We start from the raw sequence: 24,159 nt of genomic DNA on the forward strand, positions 1-24,159 counted from the left end.
GTCGCCAGAAGACGCCGGGGCACGCTAGACTGCGATATCGGCTTGGTGCGGTCATCGCGGGCCTCGACTATCGGGTCGTGCGACGAACAGGCCGGTGGACTGCGGCGCCATCGCTAGCGTTTCCTGCACTGGAGCGGGCAGCGGAGCCTCGCCCGAACGGCGTTCAGTTTGCGCCGGATCGGCAGCTGTCGTGCTGCCGCTGTGCGCGATGAACAGCGGCGCCCGCGTCCATGCGAGTGGATCGGCGGCCGCCACTATGGCGGGGCCGGCGATCTCTCCGCCGCCAATGACGGGCGCGAGCGCCGCCACATAGGCCCGCGTTTCAGCCGGCAAGGCTCGGCCGCTCGCCAGGTATTCGTCGTAGCGGCCGGGACCCGCATTGTAGGCCGCGAGGAAGCCGGGCGAGCCGTAGCGGTCGTGCATCTCGCGCAGATAGGCGGCCCCCGCCAGGATGTTCTCGCGGGGATCATAGGGGTCGTTCCCGAGCCCGTGACGGGTGCGCAAATCGGCCCATGTCGCGGGCATGATCTGCATCAATCCCATCGCGCCCGCAGGAGAGATCGCGCGCACCTCGCCGGCGCTTTCGACACGCATGACGGCGCGGAGCCAGCTCTCCGGAACGCCGAAGCGCTGCGCCGCTTCGGTGACGAAGGCGGCGAACGGATCGGCTGGAACCGAGCGGACGATCTGCGGCGTCTGGCCGAGTGCGGCTGCGGGCGGGCCGAGCTGGATTAGCAGACCGGAAAGGAGAAGCGGTGAGAGACGCCGGGCGGCGTGTAACCGCCCGGTGTCGGTGGATGGCTCAAGCGAGCGGCGAAACCTCCACATCGGCTCAGTCCTGCTCGTTGCGCTTGGGCGGACGGCTCCAGTTCAGGCCCCAAGCCGATATGTCGTCGCCCGACTGGAACAGGTTGGCGCGCATCGGACGGGCGAGCGTGGGATCGTCGAGCAGCAGCGAGACGTAGTCGCCGGCCTTCTCGCCGGTGCGTTTCCACGCAGCGCCGACCTCCGGGCCGTCCTCATCGCCGAGATGGATGCGGAAGTCCGGCGCATTCTCGGCGTCGGACGGATCGGCCGGGAGGAGGACGAGTGCAGCATCCAGCGTGAGCGTTCGGATGTGGCCGGAATAGCCGGACTTGGTGCGGGTGAATTGACCGATCAGCGCCATGGAAAGGCTCCTTCTGCTGGTGGTGGGGGAGAGGATCGGCGCGCGGTCATCGTGTTGGCGCGCGCCATTCGAAACGGCCGCTGCCGTCTTCGTCGGTCCACACCGGCATCGCGCGGCCGATGATCGTGCCCGTGGGAAGCGGACCGAAGTAGCGGCCGTCGAGGCTGTCCTCGACGGACCAGTTCATGAGGAAGATTTCGCCCGCCGCGATACGGCGGCAGCCCTGCCAGATCGGCAGTTCGCGACCGAGCCGGTCGCGCGCCAGCGCGTCTCCCATCGGCACGCCGTCGACGCTGACCTGCGCGCCGGCGCGGCAAACCCGTTGTCCGGGAAGGCCGGCGACGCGCTTCAGGAGTGGCACGCCGCGGGGCAGATAGCCACGCCCGGCGAGGAAGGACGCGAGCGGTTCCGGGGCGTCCACGGCCACGAGGTCCGTGACCTCAAGACGGGGCGAGCGCTCGATCGCATAGAGCCCGATCGGCGTGCTGCCGGAGGCATTCCAGATCAGCCTCGGCGTGATCGGCAGCACCGACAGCCCGCCGATCAACATAACGGTCAGACCCGTTGTCATGACATAGCCGAGACGGGTCATGGTGCGACGCTCCGGCGCAGGCGGAACGCCAGGTGGCGCGCGGACGTATAGGTCCGCGGCTCCAAACCGGCGGCCAGCCGGTTGTGGACATGTCGCCAGTAATCCGGCGCGGCGTCGGCGGGATCGAGGCCGCGGTGCTCGACGGCGTCGATGGTCTGCAGCACGCGCTCGACCTTTGGCCATCCATCCACCGTCAGCAGGATGTCCGCGCCAGGACGCACCGATGGCAGCGTCTGAAAGGCCTCGGCGTGCTCCACCGCGCGCCCAATGGCGATGTTGGAGAGGATCGTGCCGAAGTCGTTGGCCGCCCACCGGACCAAGGCAAACGTGCTTCCGGGTGGGAAGCTGACGACCCGTCGGCGGCGATCGAGAATCTGTTCACGCGCCTGCCGGCCGAACCGGATCCAGTCCTCCTGCCGCTTCTCGAGCCAGGTCAGCTCGACGTGGGTGAGCGGGTCGGATGCGGCGTCGGCGGAGCTCTTGTCGCGCCTCGCGGGGCTGGCGTCGGGGGCGATCATTGATCACCTCCTTGGTTCTCGGGATACTCACGCGCGAGCAGCGCGCGCAGCATGTCGGCGACGGTTTGCGCACGCTGGAACGCGGCGATCTTGATCCGTCCGCGCAGCTCCGGCGTGACGTCGATGGTTAGCCGGGCCGTGAAGGCGGCGGCATCGCCGCTTCGCGGCCGTTGCGGGTCGCAGGCCTTGATCCAGCTGTCCGGATCAGCGGGACGCTTGGCGAAGGCACGCTTCGACGACCGCTCGGTCACCATGTGATCCTCCCGATTTCGGCGCAGAGGGCGGTGATCTCGCGCGCCGCTCGGCTTTGCCCGTCGACCTCCGAGACGAGCCGTCCGGATTGAGCGGTGTCGGCGAAGGCGACGCGCTGGCCGATGGTGGAAGCCAGCAGCGGCGGATCGTGGTCGGCGAGCGTCTCGGCGGTGTCGCGGGCGATGACGGTGCGCGCGGCGCAGCGGTTGAGCACGAAGCGTGCGGCGAGCTGCGGGCGGTAGATGCGCGCCTCGCCGAGCAGCGACAGCATCTCGGCGGACGCCCAGCCGTCGAACGGCGATGGTTGCACCGGGATCAGGATCAGATCGGCGGCGAGCAAGGCCGATCGCATCAGCCCGGCGACGCGCGGCGGGCCGTCGATGACGATGTGATCGGCGTCCTGCGCCAGCTCGGGCGCTTCACGGTGGAGCGTGTCTCGCGCCAGGCCGACGACGCCGAACAGGCGCGGCAAGCGCTCACGGGCGCGCTGCTGCGACCAATCGAGCGCGGAGCCTTGCGGGTCAGCGTCAATCAGGGTGACGCGCCGACCCTGGCGCGCCCACTCGCCGGCGAGATGCAGAGCGAGCGTTGTCTTGCCCACGCCGCCCTTCTGATTGAGGAGCGCGACGATCATGACGCGCCCCGGAGCAGGGCCTGCCGGTTATCCGCAGGCGTGCAAAACCGCGGTCGCGTTAGAAAGATTCCGAAGGAATCTAGGTTAGATAAGTTACGGGGGCCGCAAGCTACTGAACCGAAGACTGGAATCGACGATTCCGGTCCCCGATAGCACGAGGATCGGGTCCCCGATGGCACGATAGGGGCGGTCCCCAATAGCACGAGACGATTCACAGCTTATCCCCAAGGCGCGTTGTCGGCCGACGGTGGCGCCGCGGCATCCCGAGCGCGTCGGGATCGGTTGCGACGAAGGACAGGATTTCGGGGCCGTCGGCGCACGGCTCGATGCGTAGGCGATAGCCGGGCAGCGGCTGACGGCGGACGATGTCGCGCAGGTCGTAGGCGAAGTGCTTGAGCGGCGAGAGGCTGCCCGACTTGGCGTGGAGGTGCGCGAAGTCGAAGCTCCAGCCGTGTTCCTGGCGGCCGCCATGCTTGCGGACGAGCCTGTAGAGCCAGCGCTCAAGGCCTCCGGTGAGGCCGAAATAGGCGCGGTCGATGGTCAGCACGAGCGCGTCGTCGAGCACCGCGGCGTAGAACCAGTCGGGCACGATCAGTTCGAGGCCGAGGGGCCGCCCGCGCGCGTCGGCCTTCTCCTTCCACTCGTTGATCCAGGAGAAGCGGTGCATCCGCCGCTCGCTGGGCTGGCGGATCGAAGTTGCGATCGTGGTCGACTGCAGCCGGTCGAGGGCCGCCTTCAGCCGGTCATAGTCGCGCAGAGACACGCCGCGACCGATGAAGTTCAAGATCCCGTAGGGCGTCGTGCCCATCAGCCGTGACGGCCGCAAGCCGGTGTCGCGCGCCTCGACGATCTGGCTCGCGGCCCAGATCAGCACGTCGGCGTCCCAGATGGTTGCCATGCCGTGCTCCGGCACGGCTTCGACCCGGATGACAACGGGGCCCGCCTTGAAGTTGATCGGCGCCAGGCGCTTCGACTTGGCGAGCGAGAAGAACGGATAGGCCATGAGGTCTTGGGTATCCCTGGGTGCGAGGTCGCCGGGCAGCGCCCGGAAGAGATCGAGCTGCTCGCGTTCGTGGCGTGGACGAGGCGGCGACATCCGGGGATGTTTCAGCGGGCCTGACGACTGGCGCGGACCAACGCCGCGGGTTCATGGCGCTTGGCGGGGAGGACGCTCCCGCGCGGGTCGGACGTGGAGGTGACGGCGCCGCGATCGGCCCAGGCCTGCAGGTCGTCGACCGCGTAAACGACACGGCCGCCGAGCTTGCGGTAGGCGGGGCCGGTGCCGTAGGTCCGGTGCTTTTCCAGGGTGCGGCCGGACAGACCGAGAAATCGCGCGGCTTCGGGTGTGCGGAGATAGCGCGGCGGCAAGCCGGCTGCGTTGGCGGACATGATCGAGCCTCCGGGTCGTTCGTTGAGGCCGCTGGCGAGCAGCGGCGAGCGAAGGCCACGGTGGCGAAGAGTTGTCGCGCGGGGGGATGGCGAAGATGGGTGGGCTTAAATCGCACCCCTTTTGGTGCGCAGCCTCAGGTACGGCGTCGGCTGCGCAGCAGCTTGCGATAGCCGCCGGCGATCAGCGCGGCGCCGTCCTTGACGAGGTCGATGGTGCTATCTCGGAGGGCGGAGGTCTTCCATGCGGCCGCGCCGACCCGCGACGCACCGTAGATCGCGGCGGCGATCTCGCGATAACTTGCGCCGTTCATGTGCCCGTCAACCGCTTGCAGCATATAACGCAGCCGGCGTCGCTGCTGGGCGGTGAGGCGGCCGTCCGGCGGCACGGACCGTTTGTTGAGGGCGCGCCAGAGTCGCGTCACAGCTTCGATCCGGTCGAGGCCGTCCGCGCCGAGGGGGACGAGCGCCGCGAGGGGCTGGGTGGGAAGGGCAGCGTCGACAAGAAGGAGGCGGACGGCTTTCGGTCCGCGTCCGTAAACCAAGCTGAGCCCGTCGACGCCTGCATGGAAGTCGCCTAGCTCGCGGCCAGAAAGCGATCCTCCATCCAAACCCGGGATCGGTGGAACCGTTGTGACAATGACGCTGCCTGGATCAATCTCCGGCGCCCAGAACACCGTCGTCTCTGTGGCATTGAGGATCGGTGGGACGGGGAAATCGCAACCCCCATCGCAGGCGCACTCCCTCGGTGATGATCTGCAGGTCGGGGGCGGGCCGCTCGGTGTCAGCGTAATCGCGTTGATAATCGCGGTTGCGGCGCAGACATTCCCAGGCGAGGTCCGGGGCAATGAGTTGGTCGAGGAAATCGTAGCCGGGTGAAGTGCGCCACCCGGACGTGTCGGGCGTCATCGGTATCCTCCTGGTCGCACGCGTGCGGGACGGGGAAGAGACGATCCACGGTTGAGCGAGGCGCGGGAAGTCAGCGCGTCGGCAATGGGTGATGCCGCGGCGGCATCGCGCTCAGTGGTGGCCTTCACGGACGAGCTGGCGATAGCCGTGCTCGGTCATCCAGCGCGCGCGCGCCAGGTGGCTGTGGTGAACGCGTTGGGCTCGTTCGGGCTCGCGGTCCGGATCGATGCCGAACAGCAATGCGACCGCCTCCCGCCAATCGGCCCCATCGGTGTCGGCGTCGAGCAGGCGCAAATAGAGCTTCACGTGCGTACGGTCGTAGGGTGTCAGCGCCGGGCTCTCCGGCGGCTGGTCAAGAAACTCTTGCTGGGTCATGCGTTCCCCCCGCCGTGATGAGCGCCGCTGAATCAGCGGTTAACCATATCCACAATTCTGCGACATGCGAGGGGCGATGGGGGGCATCACCCGATGAACGCGCGGCATCACCGCAGGTCCGGCGCACCTCAAGTTGCTGAGCCGATCTTCGCACGGACAAGCATGACTCCTTCACCCTGGTCGGAGGTGAGGAGGACGATGCCGCTTCGTTCCAGGGCCCGACGGACCTGATCGCGCGTGCTTTCAAACACCTCGAGACCGTTGACGGATTCGAGGCGTTTGAGCGCGGTCAAAGAAACCTGGGCCTTGTCAGCGAGCGTCTCCTGGTTCCAACCGAGCAGCGCGCGTGCGGCCCGCGACTGTCGGGCGGTGATCATGCATGATCACCTCCCACCGACACGAACGTGCACGCCAGAACTACGACTTCTCTATTCGGATCAGGCCGCTAACACGGTCCAATCCCATATCCAATCGTCATTTACATACTATAGTTGATAAACTCAAAGTATGTAAATCACGATCCTCCTGCGCATGGATATGCGCAAATTGGTCGGCCGGAACTTCGCCCGTCTGCGTCGGGAGAAGGGCCTGACCCAGGAGGAGGTCGAAGCGCGTTCTGGGTTCAGTCAACAATACCTCAGCAGTCTGGAGCGCGGGCGGCGCAATCCGACCGTGATCACCCTTTTCGAGCTGGCCCAAGCCCTGGGCGTCAGCCATATCGAGCTCGTCCAACCGGACGGCGAAGGCTGATAGGCATACCCGTGAGGATCATGCTTCTCTTCGTGGTCGGCACAAAGCCGCCACAGGATGGGGTCAGAGGAGCGGCGGAACAATCTAAAATGCGGCATCGCGTTGGTAGGACCGACGCGGCCAAGTCGTATTTGCGAACTCGCCGTCCCTCGTCCCCTCGCGGGGAGCCCTTCGCACCCGGCCTGCGCCCGGCGCGAGATCGTTCAGGCCGTAGCCGCCGCAGGCGGCGTGCCCCAGTCGAACTCCGTACCATCGACCCACATGCGATGTAGGACGACACCAATGCGGCGCGCGAGGGCGACGATTGCTTTCTTGTGCCCGCGGCGCCGCGAGACGTGAGCGGCCCACGCCTTGAGCGCAGACCAGCGTTTGACGCGCGTGAGGAGAACCTGTGCTGCCTCGTAGAGCGCGCTTCGCATCATGGCATCGCCCCACTTGGAGATGCGACCGGTGCGGTCAACTTCACCCGATTGGTACTTTCGTGGCGTTAGGCCGAAATGCGCGCCCACGTCTCGCGATCGAGTGAATCGTGCTGGCACGTCGACAGTGGCGCGGAAGGTCAGTGCGACCACCGGGCCGACGCCGGGAACGGTCATGAGACGGCGCGAGAGTGCATCATCACGTGCAAGCCGGACCAACAGATTATCCAAGCGGCCGAACTCCTCGCGAAGAACCCGACGTGCATTGAGCAACGGATCGGCGATGACATGCAGATCGCTCTCGCTGAGCAATTCGCGGACTCGCGATTCGAACTCGCGTGCTGTGACCTTGCCGAGATGGTAGCCGAAGTTGCGGATGAGACCCCGGATCTCGTTCTCGACATCCTGGAGCTTGTTTCTCAGCAACTGGCGCGCCGTCAGGATTGTGCGTAGCCGCTGGCTGGTCGGCGTCTTGACGTGCACCGGCTTGAATAGACCGACGCGCATCATTTGGGCGATGCCGCGGGCGTCGTGACGATCGGTCTTATTGAGCTGTGCGGAGAGCGCCGCCTTCATATGACGGGTCTCGACGCAAACAACGGGAAGTCCCGCTGCCGCCAATCCCGCAAACAGATGCTGCGAGAGCATTCCGGCCTCGAGGCCGATGCGGGCGAGATGCAGATCGAGACCAAGAAGATGCGCTGAGATGGCGTCAGGGTCGACGTTCAGCTTGCGCTCGTGCGCCACGCGACCCTCGTCGTCGACCACGCACAAGTTCACGGAACGGGCGGATACATCAAGTCCAACGTAGTGCTTTGCTGTCATCACCGGAGTCCTCAGTTGAATGTCCGGTGATTTCTTTAGCGCTTCCGACGCGGCTTTTGGCAACTACGACCTTTCTAGTCGTCCTTCACGACGACAGTCGCAAGCAGGCCGTGCTCAGCCGGCGCAGCACGATAACTTGGCGACATCCTTGCCGAACGACAGCGCCGCGAGCTTCAGACCCTCGACAGTGGTGAGATACGGAAAAATGGTATCCACGAGGTCATCGACCGTGAGGCCCTGTCGGATTGCGATCGCCGCGGTCTGGATGCTGTCGGCGCCTTCCGGCGCAAGGATATGGGCGCCGAGTAGACGGCCGCTGCCGGCGTCGGCCACGAGCTTGATCAGCCCGCGGGTGTCACGAGCGGCAAGCGCGCGTGGCACCTGGTCAAGGCCGATCGTCGAGACACGAACGGTATGACCGGCCGCGCGCGCGGTGGCCTCGGTCAGCCCGACGCTCGCCACCTGGGGATCGGTGAACACGATGGCGGGCATGGCGCTGTTGTCGTAGCGCAGGCTGTCGCCATTGAAGGCGTTCCTGGCGGCGAGCTTGGCGCCGTAGGCAGCCATGTAGACGAACTGGTCGCGGCCGGTGACGTCGCCGGCGGCATAGACGCCAGTCTTGGTCGTGCGCATCCGGTCGTCGACTACGATGCCGCCCTTCGTCGAGACAGTGATCCCGTGCTCGGCCAGCCCAAGGCCTTCGATGTTGGGCGTGCGCCCCGTGGTGATCAGCACCTGATCGGCGTCGATCGCAATATCCTGGCCGTCGCGCGTGACCGTCAGTGACACACCGCCATCAATTTTACGGATCGCGCGGTAAGCGATGCCGGAGACAACGGTGATGCCTTCGTCCTCGAAATACCCCGTGAGCGCCGCGCTGATCTCGGGCTCGGCCTCTGGGAGCAGACGAGACCGGCAGACGAGAGTCACCTTAACGCCTGCACGAGCGAACATCTGCGCGAGCTCCGCGCCGATGTAGCCGCCGCCGATCACGAGAAGCGAGCTCGGCAGCTCCTCGAGCTCGAGCGCCGTTGTGCTGGTGAGATACGGCACGGTCACGAGGCCAGGAATGGCAGGCACTGCCGGCCGCGCGCCGGTCGCGATGATGATCTTGCCAGCGGCAATGCGCGCGCCGTCAACTTCGACACCGCCGTCGAGGAGGCGAGCTGGCCCGTCGCGATAGGCGATGCCGTTATACGCGGGGAGCAGATCGGCGTACTTGGCTTGGCGCAGTTCGGAAACGAGGGCGTCTTTCTGACGAACGGTTCCGCGCCAGTCGATCAGTTCGGCCGCCGCCGTGATGCCGGCAAAACGTGCCGCCACGCGAGCGTTGTGAAGCGTCTCGGCGGCGCGGATCAGGGTCTTTGACGGCACGCAGCCGATATTGACGCAGGTGCCGCCGATGGCGCCGCTGCCGATGAGCGCCACTTGCGCGCCCTGATCGGCGGCCGTGATCGAGGCCGAGAAGCCGGCAGAGCCGGCGCCGATCACGACGAGATCGTAAGCGCCTCCATTGCGACCGTTTGTGCGGAAGGGGCGGTTCGCGACTGATGGGCTGTTCGATTCCGGATCGGCAGGCGGTTGTTGTGTCACACCGAGCCCGGCGAGGCTCGGCCCGAACAGAGCGCGGCCGGCCTCCAGGCCTTCATCGATCGACAGCCGAAAACCTGGCTCGTCGGCGGAACGCTCGCGGCGCCAGGCGGAGAGATGCTCATCCGAGCAGAAAAAGGTGGTCGTCGCGCACAGCGAGTTCGCGGCGCATGCGTCTTCATAGCGAACGCTTTGCCACATGACGGCCGTCTGCGGCTCGACATCGGCCAGCACCCGCCCTCGGTCCCGTGTGGTGATCCGGATTGGCGCGCCGCAATGGCGGCAACTCGAGGCGATCGAGATGTCGCGATCGGTCATGGCGCCGATCCCAAGCGCGTCGACCGCGCACATAGCGTTGAGCGCGCGCCCGTCCAGCGTGACCTCATGGCCCCTGTCTTGGTCGGTGAACGGATAGGCGCCGACGATTCGTTCGCCGTCGAGAACGACCAGGTCGCGCCGGCGGAGCTCGTCGAGCAACGGCGGGACGGCGGCCTCACCGAGACCTGCAAGGTTCGCAATCGCGGCTACGGTCAGCGCTCGCCCGTGTTCGACGTAGAGCTGAAGCAGCGCAACGCGCACGCGATCCGTGGCGGGATCGTAGCCGCTCCAGCGATTGAGCACGTGGCCAGACCCGACCATGGCCAGCAAAGCGTCCCTCACTGCGGGCGACGTGACCGTCGACCAATCCGGGAACGTGACGCCCGGCCGCACCGCATAGCTGGGCAGAGTGTCGGGCGTAGGGATGACAGCTTCGTTTCGGGACGAGGAGGAGGCACAACAATCGTTCACGGCTTCACGCCTTCCTTGTGAATCGTCGTCTCGCAACGGGCGGCCTTTGCGTGGCGACGATGGAATATCCAAGCGATGAGGCCGAAGCTCGCAGCCATCAGCGGAAGCACTACAAGGCCCTTACCGGCTAGCCACGCGCCAAGGCCCGCAAAGGACAGGCCGACGGCAATGAGCGGCGCGGCGCAGCAGATCGCGACCAGGACGGCACCGGCCATGCCTACGCGGATTGCGGTGCGGTCACTCATCTTAGCTGCCCCGCTGCCTCAGATGGGCTGGATAGCCCGCGTTCATGCTGGCGACGGCGATGATGTCGGCGTTCGTCTTTGCGTCGTCGAAGGTCACGGTCGCTGTCTTTGCCTCGAAGGAGACGGTCACATTCGCGACGCCCGGGACTGCCGTCATCGAGGTCTTCACGATGTAAGGGCACGAGGCGCAGGTCATGTTGTCGACGGCAAACGTAACGGTGCGTTCGGCGGCGAACGCGGTCGATGCCGTCATCACCGAGGCGATTAGGGCAAGGACGCTCAAGCTCTTCTTCATGGGATGGTCTCCTCTTGGTGTCAGGCGAGCAGCAGCAGCGGGGCGACATAGTCAAAGGCAAAGGCGGCGATCACGAGCACAGTCGCGATCCAGAGCGCGAGCTGGACGAGACGGCTGGGGATGGGGCGCGCGCACGCGGCGCCAGCGGCGCAGGCGCGCCGCGGCTTCCAGTATACGAGGTAGAAACCGTATCCGAGGAGTCCCGCCGTTCCAGCGACGAAGAGCGGCTTGTACGGCGCGAGCGCCGTAAGGTTGCCGATCCAGGCGCCGCCGATGCCGAGGCTAAACAGGATGAGCGGAATTACGCAGCAGGACGACGCGGCGATCGCGCCGAGAATGCCGCCCAGAGCAACCAGACGCTGCCGTCCAGCCTCGGTCCGCTCCGACGATGCAAGAACTGTCGTGACGGGTGCCATATCTGCCGTTCCGGATCGCGGTGTAACCATGTCCGACCTCTCATTCCTTGCCGAAATCCTCATTGCGGCGTAGGATGCGGTCTGTAGTCACTACAGGGTCAAGGGGTATTTGCGATGCGCGATCACGCTGTAGTGAAGGGCCTGCAGCGAGCCGAACTCGCCCGGCGGACGGGCAGCAATCTGGAGACGGTCCGCTACTACGAGAAGGTCGGGCTGCTGCCTGAGCCGCCGCGCACGACGGCGGGCTACCGCAGCTATGACACGACGCACGAGCGGCGGCTTCGCTTCGTCCTGCGGGCGCGCGAACTCGGCTTCTCGCTGGATGAAATCCGCGAGCTGCTGCGGCTCGTCGATGAACGCGATCAACCTTGCGCGGAGGCGCGCGCCGTCGCTGCTGCCCATCTCGACGACGTGCGAGCGAAGATCGCCGATCTGAAACGGATGGAGCGGGTATTGAAGGACGTGGTCGCACAATGCGCCGACGGCACGCTGCCAGAATGTCCGCTGATAGAGACGTTATTTGGTGAAGCCGCTTGAACGCTTCGCCTATACGCTTTGCGGACTATGGAGCAACTAAAGCCGACCGCTAAACGCTCCGAATACCCCATCTATAATAGTCGTCCTTGTGTCGGAGCCGCCAGTGTTTTTCCGTTTCGGGGCAACTTTTCCGGGCGGAGCGGCCAACCTGATTCGGTCGCCTGATCCGTTGCTGATGTTTGGCCCAATTGATCAGATGAGCCGTATCGTCAGACCCCTAGGTATGAGCGCAAATCGACTGTGATCGGAGGGGGATCGAGCCGTCCGCCTCCACAAGCCCAAGGAGGATTCAGCGCACCAGAATGGCGGTGGGCGCGCGCAGAATTGCCGGTCGCCGCTGCTCCGGCGCCTTCGGATCTGCTTAGTTCACGACATAGGTTAGACCCTGGCGTCGGGCGTAGGCGACCGCGGATTCGAGGGTCGGAAACCGGAGTTCGACCTGCGTCAGCGGATCGTCACCACCCGTCCAACCCATCAAAGGCTCGATGAAGGGTGGGGTTTGCCGTTCGAAGCGGAGAATCCAATGCTTCGTGCGCGCCTTGCCCGAGGTCATGACCGAGCGCGAGGGGCGAAAGATCCGAGCGACGGCATCGGGAGGAAACACCGAGTCCGGGTTGTGCGCACGCGGCGCGCGGCGGCCGAGGTCGGTGCGACTTGTCTCGGACAGGGGCTGCGCGGGTTCTATTTCTTTCCAGACATAGCTCATGACCTGTCCCTCCCGCGTACGGCAAAGGAAAGGCCGGGGGCGACGACCCGGCTGGGTCTGCCCCTGGCCTCGTCAGGCTTACTGCGCCTGGGCGCCGCCGTTGATGGCGATGCGCTTGGCTTTGGACTGGGCCTTTTCGGACTTCGGCAGGGTGATGGTCAGCACGCCGTTCTTGAAGTCGGCAGCGACCTTTTCCTCCTCGACGTCGAAGCCGAGCCCGATGCGGCGCTCGAAGCGGCCATAGATCCGCTCGCTGAACTGCCGCGCCGCGTCTTCGGTGTGTGAGCGCTTTTCGCCGCGGAGCGTCAGGACGCCGTCCTCGATGAGGACCTCGACGTCCTTCTCCTCCAGGCCGGGGAGTTCTGCGGCGATACGCACGTCCTTCTCGGTCTCGGTCACCTCGACGCTTGGCCACGCCGGGGTGCGGCCGAAAAGACCGGGCGCGCCGAAGTCGCGGAAGGCCTCATCGAACAGGCGGTTCATGTCGCGATGGAGCGACAGGAACGGGCTCGGAGTCCCGCTCCGATAGGGGGTCGGGGTCTGATCGGTTTCCCGACCCCAGGGGATCAGATCACGCACGTTCATCGTCATGTCCTTTCTCAAAGCAACATGGTTGAATGAGGTGCGCCCGGAGCGCCGGACGCCCCTCGGAGCCGGACCTCAATCGAGCGTCCGGCGCGTCAGAAATTTGGGAATGGGGCGGCCGGAGGTCAAGAACCACACGGTCGTGGTTGGGCAACTTTTCGATGAAGAAACAGCTTCGTCGGGCTGATCGCGACCTTTGGGCGACGCGCAGTCCCAGACATCTGCAAGATCAGGCAAGCTTGTTTGAACCAAACCGGCTTTGTTAAGTTACAGGCTGCGATGGAGTCTTGCGCCAAAGGGGCTGGCCTTGTGACGAACTGAGGTCGTGCGACCCGGCCGCGCGCTCCAAGCGTGTTTGCACCGGGGAGCGTCGACCGTGGAAGACCGACCGCAACTGGATAGCTTGGCCGCGAGTGGCATCGCCGGTTTCGATTCTGTCGTGCATGGCGGGTTGGCGCGCGAACACATGTACCTGGTCGAGGGCACCCCGGGTTCCGGCAAGACCACGCTCGCGCTGCAGTTCCTCCTAGAAGGCGTCCGGTCGGGCGAGCGATGCCTCTACATCACGCTGTCGGAAACCGAGCGCGAGCTGCGCGCCACCGCACTCAGCCACAGCCTCGACCTGAATGGCTTGACCATCCTGGAGGTCGCGCCGCTGGAAGCCGATCCGGAGCAGCAGCAGGGCATCATCCACGCCGCCGAGGTCGAACTCGACCACACCGTCGGTTTGATCATCGACAAGGTGAAAGCGCTCCGGCCGGACCGCCTGGTCATCGATGCCCTGACCGAATTGCGTCTCCTCGCGCTCGACTCTTTAAGCTACCGCCGCCAGCTGCTGACCTTGAAGCGTTTCTTCGCGGATCAGCAATGCACCGTCCTGGCGCTCGATGATCTCACCGACAACGCGCAAGGTCTTCAGTTGCACAGCATCGTCCATGGCGTCGTCACCCTCGAGCAGCGGCGGATGCAATACGGCGTCTTCCGCCGCCGCATGTGCGTCGCCAAGCTGCGCGGTGTCGATTACCGCACCGGCTATCATGACTATGCAATCTGCAAGGGCGGTATTTTGGTGTACCCGAGCCTGATCGCGGCCGAGCATCGGACCGAGTTCACGGCAGATGTGCTGCGGAGCGATGTCGGGCCGCTCGATGAGATGCTCGGCGGAGGGCTTCAACGTGGGACCAGCACGCTCCTGATCGGTCCGTCGGGCGTCGGCAAGTCGTCGCTCGCGCTGCAATACACGATGGCGGCGGCGCGCCAGGAGCAGCGGGTGGCGTTCTTCGCTTTCGACGAGAACTACCGCACCGCCGAGGCGCGAGCCGCAGGGCTCGGCATGGAGATCGAGGCGGCGAGAGAGAGCGGAACGCTTGTCTGGGAGCAGATCAACCCGGTGACGCTGTCACCGGGCGAGTTCGTCGACAAGGTGAAGCGCAACGTCGAGGCGGGCGCGAAGCTGGTCGTGATCGACAGCCTCAACAGCTATATGGCGTCGATGCCGGAGGAGCAGGCGCTCATCCTGCATATGCACGAGCTGCTGGCGTATCTCGGGAATCAAGGGGTGGTCACTATCCTGATCATGGCCCAGCACGGCATGGTCGGCGACGTGGCGGCGCCGATCGATCTCAGCTTCCTCGCCGACGGCATCGTCCTGCTGCGTTACTTCGAGGCTGAAGGCGAGGTCCGCAAGGCGATATCAGTCTTGAAGAGCCGCAGCGGCCGGCACGAGACGACGATTCGCGAATATCGTCTGATATCTGGCGAGGGCGTCAGCGTCGGTCCGCCGATTCGTTCCTTCCGTGGGGTCCTGTCGGGCGCGCCCAGATTTGTCGGAAGTCCCGAGGCCCTTCCGGACGCCCGCGATGACGCAAATCCCGGGCGCTGAAGAACGTGACGAGCGCGTGCTGATCCTGGCGCCGTCGCGTCGGGACGGTCCCACGGTCGCGGCGATCTTGGAGCGAGCAGGACTTGCGACCCAGACCGTCGCCACGCTCGCCGATCTATGCCGGGGAGTGGACGAAGGGGCCGGGGCAGTGGTGGTCGTCGAGGAGGAGGTCTCGCCACCGACCGCGATGTCCATGCTGCAGGCTTGTCTTGCGCGGCAGCCCGCGTGGTCGGAGCCGCCGATCCTGGTGGTGACGGCCAGTGGCTCGCGCGGCAGCGCCGGGTTCGGCCGCGGCAGTGAACACTTCGCAGGCTTCGGCAATCTGGTGCTGCTGGAGCGGCCGCTTCGCTCTGCAACGCTGGTCAGCACCCTGCATTCGGCGCTCCGGGCGCGACGGCGGCAATATCAGGTGCGCGACCATTTGCGCGAGCGGGAGCGTGTCGAGGCGCGGTTGCGGGCGCAGGAGCAGGAATTGCGCGGCCTCAACGAAACGCTCGAAGAGCGCGTTCGCGAACGCACCGTGGAGCTGGAAGAGGCGAACCGCAGGCTGGCGGCGGAAATGGAGCAGCGGCAGGAGGCCGAGCGGGCGCTCCGGCAGGCGCAGAAGATGGAGGCGATCGGCCAGCTCACGGGCGGCGTCGCCCATGACTTCAACAATCTTCTGATGGTGGTCTCTGGCGGGCTGGACATGTTGGGGCGGGCTCCCGACCCGGAGCGCCGCGAGCGGATTGTCTCCGGCATGCGCCAGGCCGTCACGCGCGGCGCGTCGTTGACGCGCCAGATGCTTGCCTTCTCGCGACGCATGTCGTTGGCGCCCGAGGCGATCGACTTGCGTGCTCGCTTCGATGACATGCGCATCCTGATGGCAGGGGCTCTGCGCGAGGATATCGCGCTCGAGATCGAGCTTGCGGAAGACCTCTGGCCGGTGATGGCGGACCAGACGCAGCTCGAGCTTGCCATCCTCAACACGGTCGTCAACGCGCGGGATGCCATGTCGCAGGGCGGGACCGTGACGATCTTCGCTGGCAATGCGCGACTGGACGGCCGTGGCGAAAGTCGTCTGGCCGGCGAATTCGTGCGGATCGAAGTTCGTGACACCGGCATCGGAATAGCACCTGACATCTTGGATCGGATCTTCGATCCCTTCTTCACGACCAAAGAGGTCGGGAGCGGCACCGGGCTCGGCCTCAGCCAGGTCTACGGCTTCGCCAAGCAGTCGGGGGACATGTGAAGGTGCGGAGCCGTCTCTGGGAGGGGACGAGGATCATCCTACACCTGCCGCGCGCCAGCAGCCTTCCGCTCGCGGCGGCTGTCGAGGCGAGTGCACCCGCAATACAGGTACCAGGCCCGAAGGGCGAGCGCCGGATTCTCCTAGTTGAAGACAATGACGAGGTCGCGGAGCTGGCCGGCCAGATGCTGGAGGGGCTCGGCTTCACGGTTCGCCGGGCGGAGAGCGCGCCGTCCGCGCTCGCGCAACTGGAGAACGGCCACGCCGCCGATCTGGTGTTCTCCGACGTGGTGATGCCGGGCGGCATGAGCGGCATTGAACTCGCCCGCGAACTCGCGCGCCGCCGTCCGGGCCTGCCCGTCGTGCTCACGAGCGGGTTTAGCGACGGCCAGCGGGATGGCGACGCAGAGGGCCTGAGATTGTTGCGGAAGCCCTATCGGCTCGACGAGCTGGAGGCGGCACTCGCGGCTGCCTTTGGAGCGCATCTCCCTTCCAGCTGAATCGATGGCCGTACGGCAAAGCCAAAGGTGCCGGAGAGCTGAAAGATCGCCCCGCCCGGTTTTGCCGGGCGGGGCATTCGCTGGGGCCTCAGTCGCCGTTGCGGCGGCTGGGGCGGGACCAGATGAGGCTGAAGCCTTCGCCTTCCTCGTCGTCGAAGAGGTTGGCGTAGATCGGAGCGGTGAAGCTCGGATCGTCCAGCTTGAGACCGAGATAGTCGCGGCCCTCGTTGGAGCGCTTCGACCAGGCGGCGCCGATCTCGGCGCGGCCGACGAAGACCCGGTGGCTGGGGGCGTTCTCGCCGCTGGCGCGGGCTTCGGGGACGATGCGGACGTTCTTGGTCTGGACGCTGAGGGTGACGATTTCGCCGGTGTACTCGTTCGAGCCGGTCTTCTTGAAGGTGCCGATGGTCGCCATGGGAAGTCTCCTTTGGATTTGCCTGTCGAGCCCGCACCATTGCGGCCTCGATGGTGATCGCCCGGCCGGAGGCAATCGACGGCGCACCCGCAGGGCTTCAGACAGCAAAGGAGGGACTTTCTTGGTGCGCGAGGAATGACGGCGCAGCCGGCAGGGGAAGAAAGTCTTGACGGCGCTGTTGCGCCTTAGGCGATTGAGGCGAAGCCGTCCTTCGGCCAGATACACCCATCGAAGAGGCCGTGTCGGTGCGCTCGCAACAGGCAATGGGTCAACGGAGACCTAGCGATCTGTCGCCGCCCGCAAAGCCCGGCTCCGGACAGATGGCGATCGTCATCAACTTGGCGTGCGTACGACGCTCGCGCGGTCCCCGAAGCCCGCTTCTGGGCGGGGACGCTGCTGCTCGCGTCTTCATCAATGCGTGCGTCCGCGCCGACCCCGTCGCAAGCCCTCGAACGGCGCGGCTCTCGGCTGGACTGGACGCTTCGAGCCACCCGCTCCCCGACCGTCCTCTGGTCGAGGAGGTGCGCTGAACCAGGGTCTGGTCCCGCCGCTGCATCCCTCAGATGGGTATTACGCCCCCGCGAGCCTCTCGCCCGACTGGGCGGGAGCTGCGGCAGCGATCCGGACCCAGGCCGTCACGCCGACGGCGACGGCTCCGATTGCGGAGAACAGCATCTGCCAAGTCTCCGAGGGCACCGCGTGTTTCACGATCCCGTGGACGGCGTGATAGCCGGCCAGCGCCGCAGGCGCTGCAAAGACCAGCCCGACGGCCAGCCGCAGCCAAGCCGGGCGGGTGATGGTGAAGAGGAATTGGCCGAGCCCGAGCGTCAGCCCGGCGGTTATGAGGCCGACCAGGATGCCGCCGGGCCAGCCTGCGCCCATCTCATAGGCCCAGCTGCCGGCGACGACGCCGGCAAACAGGGGCAGCGCGTAGATGGCGAGGGTGAAGAGCAGCCAGCACAAGATGCCGATGGTTGCGATGCTGAGGAGGATGCCGATAACCATGGTGGTGCTCCATGCAATAGCCTGCGGGTCGCGCCTTCCACCACCGCCACGGCGCAGATCGAAATATAGCCGAAAGAGAGCAAGCGCGGGAGCGGAAATCCGGCAGGATCTTCGCTCCGCGGAGCCGATCGTGCTTAGAGCGCGAAGGGATCTACTTCGTGGACGATAGCCGCGGCGTCGCCGTCATATTCGTTGGCGGGAACGACGGAGTTATCCTGACTCTGTGTTCTGTCTTACCGCTGTGACGTTCGCAGCACACGATCAACGTTGACGACATTCCCCTTCGCTTGAGGTGAGGCGATGCGATTTTCCCGCCGGGACGGGCTCGAGCCCGTCCCGGCGGGAAAATCGCGGCCGAGGAGAACAGGATGCCCCAGCTCTTCTTCACGGATCTTTCGACGCTGCGGCAGTCTGTTACGGTTGATGGCGTCGTCCACAGGCTGTCGGTGGATGAAGTCGCAGCCGCCGAGAAGCTGAACCTCGTGGACGGCATGCCGTTCATTCTTGGCGATGACGACAGCTACGATCACGACCTGAACCGGTTCTTTCGAGCTTGCCCCACGTTGGGGGTTCGTTCGCCCAACAGCTTGCGCGCCTATGGTTGGGATATCCTGATCTGGATGCGCTTTCTTGCCGAGCGCCGAGACAACAGAGCCCTCTGGGCGGCTGATCGGCACGATGTCGCAGCCTTCCATGCGGCGCGACGTCTGGCGCTTCCTCCGGCGCGCATCTCGGCCGCGAGCTGGAACCGGTCGGTAGCAGCGCTCGACAAGCTTTACCGATGGGCTCTTGAAGAGGGAATGATCGCCAAATCGCCTTTCACCTATCGGCAATCATGGCGACGGACGAACGGCGGCGGGGCCATAGCGGTCGCTGCCAATGTTGCCACCGAGCGCGGCGCACGGACACGCGATATCCGGTTCCTTTCCCTGGATCGGTATCTCCTGTTTCGCGAGATCGGCTTGCGTGGTCGTCTTCCAGACGGGAGCGAGGATCCCACCTGGCAGGGCCGCAACAGCGAGCGCAATGCGTTGTTCGCCGAATTGCTCGTCACGACGGGCCTGCGGCTCCAGGAAGCGGCAAGTCTGCTCTGGATCGAGTTCCCGAGGACGGAGCCGGTCGGTGCATTGAGGAGCCGATCTTTCCGACTGGCGCCGGCCATTGCCAAGGGTAGCAAGGGGCGCGAGATCCGCTTGCCCGAGCGCGTGCTGAAGCGTCTGCATGAATACGCGGCGTTGGAACGGACCAATGTCCTCATGCGCCTTTCGCAACCGCGCAATAGGTCAATCGAACATCCGATCCGTGTCGTCAGCCACGATCGGGGAAGGCTCCTTCTGGAAAAGGACACAGTTCGAGCCAGTGTCGACGTGCTGGCGCCGCGCGAACGCAGCCGCTTGGTATGGGCGGAAACATCCGAACCATTGTGTCTTTGGCTGGCGGAAGGGGCGCGGCCCATGCCCCCGGCCGCTTGGGAGGTGGTCTTCCGGAGGGCAAGCGTACGGTGCAGGCGGTTCGGGATCGACCTCGACGTCACTCCGCACATGATGCGCCACACCTTTGCGGTTCATATGCTGTCGCTGCTCGTGCGTGAACAGATCGGATGGGTACTCGACGAACGCCGATCCCATATCGGCGCGGCGTACCGCCGCTTGATTGGCGATCCTCTTCTGAAGTTGCAGCGTTTGCTGGGCCATAGCCGCATCGAAAGCACTCACATCTACCTGGATTGCATGGAAGAAAGCCAGGAAATGATCGACGCTGCGGTCGAGGCCTGGGAACTGCGCGTTAATGCTGGTGGACCCCTGTGATGAAACGCGGTCGTCGTGCCACCTTCCCAGTTGGAATCGAATTGTTCGACACTCAAGAGGAAAATCCGCAAAATCCGCTCGTCTTCGTCCTTCGGACGGAAGATGCCGGGAGGATCGACGTCAATCTGTCTTCCTGGCCGCTGACGGCGCTGACCCATGAGGTTGCGCCATTCCTGCAGGAGTATCTCCACCGGATGGGGCCGGCACCACTCTGGAAAACCGCAGGCACCTTTATCCGCCGTCTGCGGCGGTTCTGGCTGTTCCTGGAAGGGGCGTCGGTAAAACCTCGTCGTCTCGACGACTTAACTCCGGCGGTAATCAATGCCTATGAGGACTGGCTGGAGCAGAACGGCGGCGAGCGACCCAATCAGCGCAATGTGCTCGGTGCTCTGATCGGGGTGCTGCGCGTCGCCGCCGAGCTCAATCCTGAAAGGCTTCCGCCCGAAACACTGTTGCGCCTGAAATACATCGGTCACGGCGAGCACGGCGTCTCAAAGCCGCGCGATGCCTACAGTGGGAGGATTGCCTCGACGTTGCTGCAGGCAGCGATGCGCCAGATCATCGAGGCTCGCGACCGGATAGCGACGGGCGAGGCTCTGCCTCCCCCACTTCTGGATGTAGGCCGTGATCCAGAATTGCGCCGTCGCTATGACCTAGTGGTCGAACAGATTGTGACGGCGGGAGTAGTCGCCGGGGAAGGCGCGCTGTTCGACAATCTGCGCTACCACGCTCATAGATGCGGGCTCGAGCCGCCTCCGGTCGAGGAACTGCATGCCGGCTTCCATCTGACCCGGTACGATGTCGTCGGCTTCCTCGTCTGGCTGTCCTTGACGACCGGCATGGAGATCGAAGCGCTGCGTGGGCTTGAGGCTGACTGCTTGCGCAATCCCAACCGGGGTTATGTCGAGATCGAGTATCGAAAGCGGCGCGCGCATCATGCCCAGTGGAAGCGCTTGCGTGTCCGCGATGGCGGACGGGAGACGCCCGGAGCCGTCCTGCGGCTGGCGATCAAGCTGACGGAAAAGGCTCGGCAGCACACTGGATCGAGCAAGCTCTGGATCACCTGGAAGCCGGGGCGCCTGTCGTCGCCGAAAAAGCTGGGGACCTGCGTGGCCGCGTTTGTCGAGAAGTACGGAATCGTCGATGACGCCGGAAAATCGCTGGCGCTCAATCTCTCCAGGCTGCGCAAGACCCAGAAGGCTGACTGGTATAAGCGGACCGGAGGGCAGTTGGAGAACTTTGCCGTCGGCCACACGGTAGCGGTGGCGGCCAACCATTATGCCGACATCCCCGCCCTTCGGCATCTGCATGAGCAGACGATAGTCGAGGCACTGACCGACGCGATGGCGCCGGCTCTGCGACCTTGGATCGTTGTGCCCGCGGATGAAGCCCGGCTGCGAACCTCAGCCGACGCGACCGGGCTGCCGGTGCCGTCGGAAAAGATCGGCCCGCTCCTGGACGGAGAGCAGGATCTTTGGCTGGCGGCGTGCAGCAACTTCCGCGTCAGCCCTTTCGGTCGGGAAGGCGAAGCCTGTCCGACGCCGTTCTGGGGGTGCCTGGAATGCTCCAACGCGGTCATTACCGCACGGAAACTACCGGCGCTGATCGCGTTCCAGGCGTTCATGGACGAGCTGCGGGAGGCGTTGCCTTCTGGCGACTGGAACGAGAAATTCGATCGGCCATACCGCAGGATCACGGAGCAAATTCTGCCGATGTTCCCGTCCTCCGTCGTCGGAGGCGCACGGGTTGAGGCGGCAGAATCCTCGGCGCGGTTGCTCTATCTTCCGCCGGAGGCTTACGGCTCATGACCACTACCTCTCCTTTGAACGATGAGCGTGCCGTCTCACGCCTCAGGGTCGATGACGACATCGTTTTGGCTTCGATGCCTCTCAGGGATGGTACCGACCGAGCGGCGCTCTCGCGGTTCGGCGATGATGTCTGGGATATGGCGCCGGCGATGTTCAACATGGCCAGAAAGGCCTTTCGAACGGTCGACTTCGGCGTGATCCCCTGCGCGGCAGAGCGGTTGCTTGCGAAGGAATACATCTATGCCTGGATGAATGAACGGCGCGCCGACGGTGAGCCGCGGTTGCGGCCAGTCTCCGGCCATACTGCGCTTGCGACGCTGCGCCGGTTCCTGGACTTCGTGCGCTCGCGGATCGGCAAGCTCGATCTGGCAAACGTCGATCAGGATTTGATCGATGCATACGCGACCCATCACCGGGCGCGGCCGATCACGCCGGGGCGCGTGGGTGTGTGCCTCAGGCCCATCGTCCAGCTTCATCGCCTGGCGCCCTATCTGACGTGCGGTGGCATCACCTTCACCCCGTGGCGCGGCCGACCGGTCTATCGGGCAACCGGCCAGGGAACGCGCTGTTCGGAAAACCGGACCGCGCGCATCCCGGAGCCGGTCATCGGCGCAATGCTGCGATGGGCCTTGAAATATGTCGAGCACCTCTGCGACGACATCTTCACTGCCCGGGCTGAAGCCGATGCACTGAACAGCCGGTTCGCAGCACGCTCGCGCGCCCGCCACACGCGGCCCGCGGTAATGCTGGCCTCCTGGATCGACAAGCGTCGCGAGGAAGGAAGAGGCATTCCTGTCTGGGAAAGACCTCTTTCGATCGGGGGGCTGACCGGCAGATTGTCGCGGGGCGGCAGGTTTGATGGCGAGGTCATCAATCTGAAGCTCCTGACGATGCAATGCGGGCTGCATCTCACCACCGTCCACAAAGATCCGGCCCTGTTGTCGATGGTTCATGATGCTGTCGACGAGCTTGGGTTCGAGGTGGGCGGGATGGACACGCCGATCTCCCCGGATCCCGACACGGGGCGACCGTGGCGGGAGCGCTTCGATGCCATCAGCCTGGCGCGGGAAGAACGGCACCTGCAGACGGCCGCCTATATCGTGTGTTGCTATCTGACGGGCATGCGCGACGGTGAGGTGCAGTCGCTGCGATCCGGCTGCCTGAAACGGAATCTCGACCGGGACGGGCGAACAGAAAGGCTGGCGATTGAGGGCGTGACCTGGAAGGATCGCGGCGCTCGCGGCGAACAGGTCGAATGGATCACCATCGAGGCCGCCGTCCAGGCGATCGGGGTTGCCGAGCGTCTTTCGGAACGATTCCGCCGGAATGCGGGGACAGAGCGGCTATGGCTTGCCCTTGACGACCGCGAGACGAACAATGCCGAGACGCCGATACTCATCGCCAAGAAGATCAACCAATTCCGAGAACATCTCGATGAGCGATATGGCGCGGACGATAGTCCTGTGATCCCCCGAGTGGGAGAAGACGTCTGGCGCTTCAACACCCGTCAGTTCAGGCGAACGCTGGCCTGGTACATCGCGAACCGGCCCTTCGGGGTTGTCGCCGGCAAAATCCAGTACAAGCACGCCTCCGTGGCCATGTTCAACGGCTATGCCGGCTCGTCCGCATCCGGCTTCAGGCAGGAGGTCGAACAGGAACTGGCGCTCGGACAACTCGACGACATCATCGACTACTTCGAAAACCATCGACGCGGTCACGGTCCAGGCGGACCCGCCGGTAAGCGCGTCGGCGTGGAACTGGAGCGGGTCGGCCGCGAACTCGGCCCGCTTCCGGGGCAACTGGCCGATCGCAAGCGCCTGAAGGCGATGCTGGCGCATCTGGCGCGCACGCTGCATGTCGGATATCTGAACGACTGCTTCTTCGACCCATTGACGGCGCTCTGCCTGCGGGAGTCTGAGAAACCTTCAGCCTCGGTGCCGGTCCTGTCGCGATGCGCGCCCGACCGATGTCCCAACGCCTGCCTCGTCGAGCGACATCTCCCGCCATGGGAAGCCTCCATTGCACAGGCGGAGGATCTTCTCGCCGACAAGCGTCTCTCCCCGCTGCAACGCGAAGCGCTGCGCCTGGACAACGACAGAAAACGCAGGCTCATCGCGCCGTTGAAGGAACGCACATCATGAAGCCGGTCAGTGCAGCCACGGAACAGGCGCTTCGTGAGGCGATGGCGCGCCTCCTTTATGGGTGCCCCCGCGTGGCTGATGGCAGGCTGACGGTTGTGAATCTGGCCATCGAGGCAGGTGTCAGTCGCGCGACCGCGAACCGCGCTTCCGAGGTGCTGGAAGCCTTCCGCCATGCAGTTGCCGAGTCGAGAGCCCGGCGCAACGCGACGGATCGGCCGGCGGGGACGGCCCGGGCCGAACAGGAGCGGCGCGCCGTCGAAACCGTGCTCGCCCAGCATCGTCAAGTCCGCGCGCTGTGCCAGCTTATGGAACGGCGGCGCGATAACCGCACCGCCGACGTCATACCGATCATCGGCAGGAAACGCCCTTGACGCCGATTGT

General features: G+C 65.2%; 30 protein-coding genes. 9 read left to right on the plus strand and 21 right to left on the minus strand.

What is annotated here, in order from left to right:
• Window positions 1-51: 51 nt before the first annotated feature.
• The 12 genes from F8237_RS18300 to F8237_RS18355 all read right to left on the minus strand — a co-directional run bounded on the left by F8237_RS18300 (window position 52) and on the right by F8237_RS18355 (window position 6,211).
• Window positions 52-828, minus strand: coding sequence for a lytic transglycosylase domain-containing protein (locus tag F8237_RS18300; protein WP_137900604.1), 777 nt, complete (start codon window positions 826-828; stop codon window positions 52-54).
• Window positions 829-832: 4 nt separating this feature from the next.
• Window positions 833-1,168 carry a DUF736 domain-containing protein gene (locus tag F8237_RS18305; protein WP_137900605.1) on the minus strand — a complete coding sequence of 112 codons (336 nt, stop codon included), beginning with the start codon at window positions 1,166-1,168 and terminating at the stop codon, window positions 833-835.
• Between the two features lie 46 nt (window positions 1,169-1,214).
• Window positions 1,215-1,760 (minus strand): S26 family signal peptidase, encoded by a 546-nt coding sequence (locus F8237_RS18310; RefSeq protein ID WP_137900606.1) that lies wholly within the window; start codon window positions 1,758-1,760, stop codon window positions 1,215-1,217.
• Window positions 1,757-2,278, minus strand: a complete 522-nt coding sequence (locus tag F8237_RS18315) for a DUF2840 domain-containing protein (protein WP_137900607.1) — start codon at window positions 2,276-2,278, stop codon at window positions 1,757-1,759. Before F8237_RS18315 ends, F8237_RS18310 begins: the two co-directional genes overlap by 4 nt.
• Window positions 2,275-2,529, minus strand: coding sequence for a hypothetical protein (locus tag F8237_RS18320; protein ID WP_137900620.1), 255 nt, complete (start codon window positions 2,527-2,529; stop codon window positions 2,275-2,277). Before F8237_RS18320 ends, F8237_RS18315 begins: the two co-directional genes overlap by 4 nt.
• On the minus strand, window positions 2,526-3,164 hold the full coding sequence (gene parA, locus F8237_RS18325; protein ID WP_137900608.1) for a ParA family partition ATPase: 639 nt from the start codon (window positions 3,162-3,164) through the stop codon (window positions 2,526-2,528). Before parA ends, F8237_RS18320 begins: the two co-directional genes overlap by 4 nt.
• Window positions 3,165-3,375: 211 nt before the next feature.
• Window positions 3,376-4,260, minus strand: coding sequence for a replication initiator protein A (locus tag F8237_RS18330; RefSeq protein WP_137900609.1), 885 nt, complete (start codon window positions 4,258-4,260; stop codon window positions 3,376-3,378).
• A gap of 11 nt (window positions 4,261-4,271) precedes the next feature.
• Window positions 4,272-4,553: a helix-turn-helix transcriptional regulator gene (locus F8237_RS18335; protein WP_137900610.1), complete on the minus strand. Its 282-nt coding sequence runs from the start codon at window positions 4,551-4,553 to the stop codon at window positions 4,272-4,274.
• Between the two features lie 134 nt (window positions 4,554-4,687).
• Window positions 4,688-5,227, minus strand: coding sequence for a DUF2285 domain-containing protein (locus F8237_RS18340; protein ID WP_151646748.1), 540 nt, complete (start codon window positions 5,225-5,227; stop codon window positions 4,688-4,690).
• On the minus strand, window positions 5,205-5,459 hold the full coding sequence (locus F8237_RS18345) for a transcriptional regulator domain-containing protein (protein ID WP_137901433.1): 255 nt from the start codon (window positions 5,457-5,459) through the stop codon (window positions 5,205-5,207). The genes F8237_RS18340 and F8237_RS18345 overlap by 23 nt, the downstream gene beginning before the upstream one ends.
• A 111-nt stretch (window positions 5,460-5,570) precedes the next feature.
• A complete protein-coding gene (locus tag F8237_RS18350; protein ID WP_137901432.1) occupies window positions 5,571-5,834 on the minus strand; it encodes a DNA -binding domain-containing protein in 264 nt (87 codons plus the stop codon).
• Window positions 5,835-5,962: 128 nt separating this feature from the next.
• Window positions 5,963-6,211: a helix-turn-helix domain-containing protein gene (locus F8237_RS18355; protein WP_033965369.1), complete on the minus strand. Its 249-nt coding sequence runs from the start codon at window positions 6,209-6,211 to the stop codon at window positions 5,963-5,965.
• Between the two features lie 154 nt (window positions 6,212-6,365).
• On the opposite strand from F8237_RS18355, the gene F8237_RS18360 reads away from it, so the two are divergent.
• On the plus strand, window positions 6,366-6,584 hold the full coding sequence (locus tag F8237_RS18360; protein ID WP_137901431.1) for a helix-turn-helix domain-containing protein: 219 nt from the start codon (window positions 6,366-6,368) through the stop codon (window positions 6,582-6,584).
• A 203-nt stretch (window positions 6,585-6,787) separates the two neighbouring features.
• On the opposite strand, the gene F8237_RS18365 is transcribed toward F8237_RS18360, so the two are convergent.
• The 5 genes from F8237_RS18365 to F8237_RS18385 form a co-directional block, all read right to left on the minus strand.
• Window positions 6,788-7,828, minus strand: a complete 1,041-nt coding sequence (locus F8237_RS18365) for an IS110 family RNA-guided transposase (protein WP_137901430.1) — start codon at window positions 7,826-7,828, stop codon at window positions 6,788-6,790.
• A 114-nt stretch (window positions 7,829-7,942) separates the two neighbouring features.
• A complete protein-coding gene (merBA, locus tag F8237_RS18370) occupies window positions 7,943-10,207 on the minus strand; it encodes a bifunctional organomercurial lyase/mercury(II) reductase MerBA (RefSeq protein WP_137901429.1) in 2,265 nt (754 codons plus the stop codon).
• Window positions 10,204-10,452, minus strand: a complete 249-nt coding sequence (locus tag F8237_RS18375; RefSeq protein ID WP_137901428.1) for a mercury transport protein — start codon at window positions 10,450-10,452, stop codon at window positions 10,204-10,206. Before F8237_RS18375 ends, merBA begins: the two co-directional genes overlap by 4 nt.
• A gap of 1 nt (window position 10,453) precedes the next feature.
• A complete protein-coding gene (merP, locus tag F8237_RS18380) occupies window positions 10,454-10,747 on the minus strand; it encodes a mercury resistance system periplasmic binding protein MerP (protein ID WP_137901427.1) in 294 nt (97 codons plus the stop codon).
• Window positions 10,748-10,767: 20 nt separating this feature from the next.
• The gene (locus tag F8237_RS18385) at window positions 10,768-11,193 is read right to left on the minus strand and encodes a mercuric transporter MerT family protein (protein WP_137901426.1); all 426 of its coding nucleotides are present in this window, start codon (window positions 11,191-11,193) and stop codon (window positions 10,768-10,770) included.
• Window positions 11,194-11,277: 84 nt separating this feature from the next.
• Here F8237_RS18385 and F8237_RS18390 point away from each other — a divergent pair, with 84 nt between their 5' ends.
• The gene (locus tag F8237_RS18390) at window positions 11,278-11,700 is read left to right on the plus strand and encodes a MerR family transcriptional regulator (protein ID WP_137901425.1); all 423 of its coding nucleotides are present in this window, start codon (window positions 11,278-11,280) and stop codon (window positions 11,698-11,700) included.
• Between the two features lie 361 nt (window positions 11,701-12,061).
• Here F8237_RS18390 and F8237_RS18395 read toward each other — a convergent pair whose 3' ends face one another.
• Both F8237_RS18395 and F8237_RS18400 read right to left on the minus strand, forming a co-directional pair.
• Complete coding sequence (locus F8237_RS18395) at window positions 12,062-12,406, minus strand: ETC complex I subunit (RefSeq protein ID WP_137901424.1); 345 nt, start codon at window positions 12,404-12,406, stop codon at window positions 12,062-12,064.
• A 78-nt stretch (window positions 12,407-12,484) separates the two neighbouring features.
• Complete coding sequence (locus F8237_RS18400) at window positions 12,485-12,991, minus strand: Hsp20/alpha crystallin family protein (RefSeq protein ID WP_137901423.1); 507 nt, start codon at window positions 12,989-12,991, stop codon at window positions 12,485-12,487.
• Window positions 12,992-13,367: 376 nt separating this feature from the next.
• Here F8237_RS18400 and F8237_RS18405 point away from each other — a divergent pair, with 376 nt between their 5' ends.
• From F8237_RS18405 to F8237_RS37375, 3 genes are read left to right on the plus strand one after another with little or no spacing between them, the layout of a single operon-like run.
• The gene (locus F8237_RS18405; protein WP_244625929.1) at window positions 13,368-14,873 is read left to right on the plus strand and encodes an ATPase domain-containing protein; all 1,506 of its coding nucleotides are present in this window, start codon (window positions 13,368-13,370) and stop codon (window positions 14,871-14,873) included.
• The gene (locus F8237_RS18410; RefSeq protein WP_338025185.1) at window positions 14,851-16,104 is read left to right on the plus strand and encodes an ATP-binding protein; all 1,254 of its coding nucleotides are present in this window, start codon (window positions 14,851-14,853) and stop codon (window positions 16,102-16,104) included. The genes F8237_RS18405 and F8237_RS18410 overlap by 23 nt, the downstream gene beginning before the upstream one ends.
• Window positions 16,105-16,106: 2 nt before the next feature.
• Window positions 16,107-16,601 (plus strand): response regulator, encoded by a 495-nt coding sequence (locus F8237_RS37375; RefSeq protein ID WP_338025186.1) that lies wholly within the window; start codon window positions 16,107-16,109, stop codon window positions 16,599-16,601.
• Window positions 16,602-16,689: 88 nt separating this feature from the next.
• Here the strand turns inward: F8237_RS37375 and F8237_RS18415 are convergent, their stop codons facing one another.
• Both F8237_RS18415 and F8237_RS18420 read right to left on the minus strand, forming a co-directional pair.
• Complete coding sequence (locus tag F8237_RS18415) at window positions 16,690-17,016, minus strand: DUF736 domain-containing protein (RefSeq protein WP_065997979.1); 327 nt, start codon at window positions 17,014-17,016, stop codon at window positions 16,690-16,692.
• Between the two features lie 570 nt (window positions 17,017-17,586).
• Window positions 17,587-18,021, minus strand: a complete 435-nt coding sequence (locus tag F8237_RS18420; protein WP_137901421.1) for a hypothetical protein — start codon at window positions 18,019-18,021, stop codon at window positions 17,587-17,589.
• Between the two features lie 368 nt (window positions 18,022-18,389).
• Between F8237_RS18420 and F8237_RS18425 the strand changes: the two genes are divergently transcribed.
• The 4 genes from F8237_RS18425 to F8237_RS18440 are packed head-to-tail and all read left to right on the plus strand — an operon-like array spanning window position 18,390 to window position 24,149.
• On the plus strand, window positions 18,390-19,829 hold the full coding sequence (locus F8237_RS18425) for a tyrosine-type recombinase/integrase (RefSeq protein ID WP_012092607.1): 1,440 nt from the start codon (window positions 18,390-18,392) through the stop codon (window positions 19,827-19,829).
• The gene (locus F8237_RS18430) at window positions 19,829-21,637 is read left to right on the plus strand and encodes a hypothetical protein (RefSeq protein WP_012092606.1); all 1,809 of its coding nucleotides are present in this window, start codon (window positions 19,829-19,831) and stop codon (window positions 21,635-21,637) included. The genes F8237_RS18425 and F8237_RS18430 overlap by 1 nt, the downstream gene beginning before the upstream one ends.
• The gene (locus F8237_RS18435) at window positions 21,634-23,778 is read left to right on the plus strand and encodes a hypothetical protein (RefSeq protein ID WP_066115909.1); all 2,145 of its coding nucleotides are present in this window, start codon (window positions 21,634-21,636) and stop codon (window positions 23,776-23,778) included. Before F8237_RS18430 ends, F8237_RS18435 begins: the two co-directional genes overlap by 4 nt.
• Window positions 23,775-24,149, plus strand: a complete 375-nt coding sequence (locus F8237_RS18440) for a hypothetical protein (RefSeq protein ID WP_012092604.1) — start codon at window positions 23,775-23,777, stop codon at window positions 24,147-24,149. Before F8237_RS18435 ends, F8237_RS18440 begins: the two co-directional genes overlap by 4 nt.
• Window positions 24,150-24,159: the final 10 nt, after the last annotated feature.

The sequence above is a fragment of the Bradyrhizobium betae genome, assembly GCF_008932115.1.
GTDB classification, from domain to species: Bacteria; Pseudomonadota; Alphaproteobacteria; order Rhizobiales; family Xanthobacteraceae; genus Bradyrhizobium; species Bradyrhizobium betae.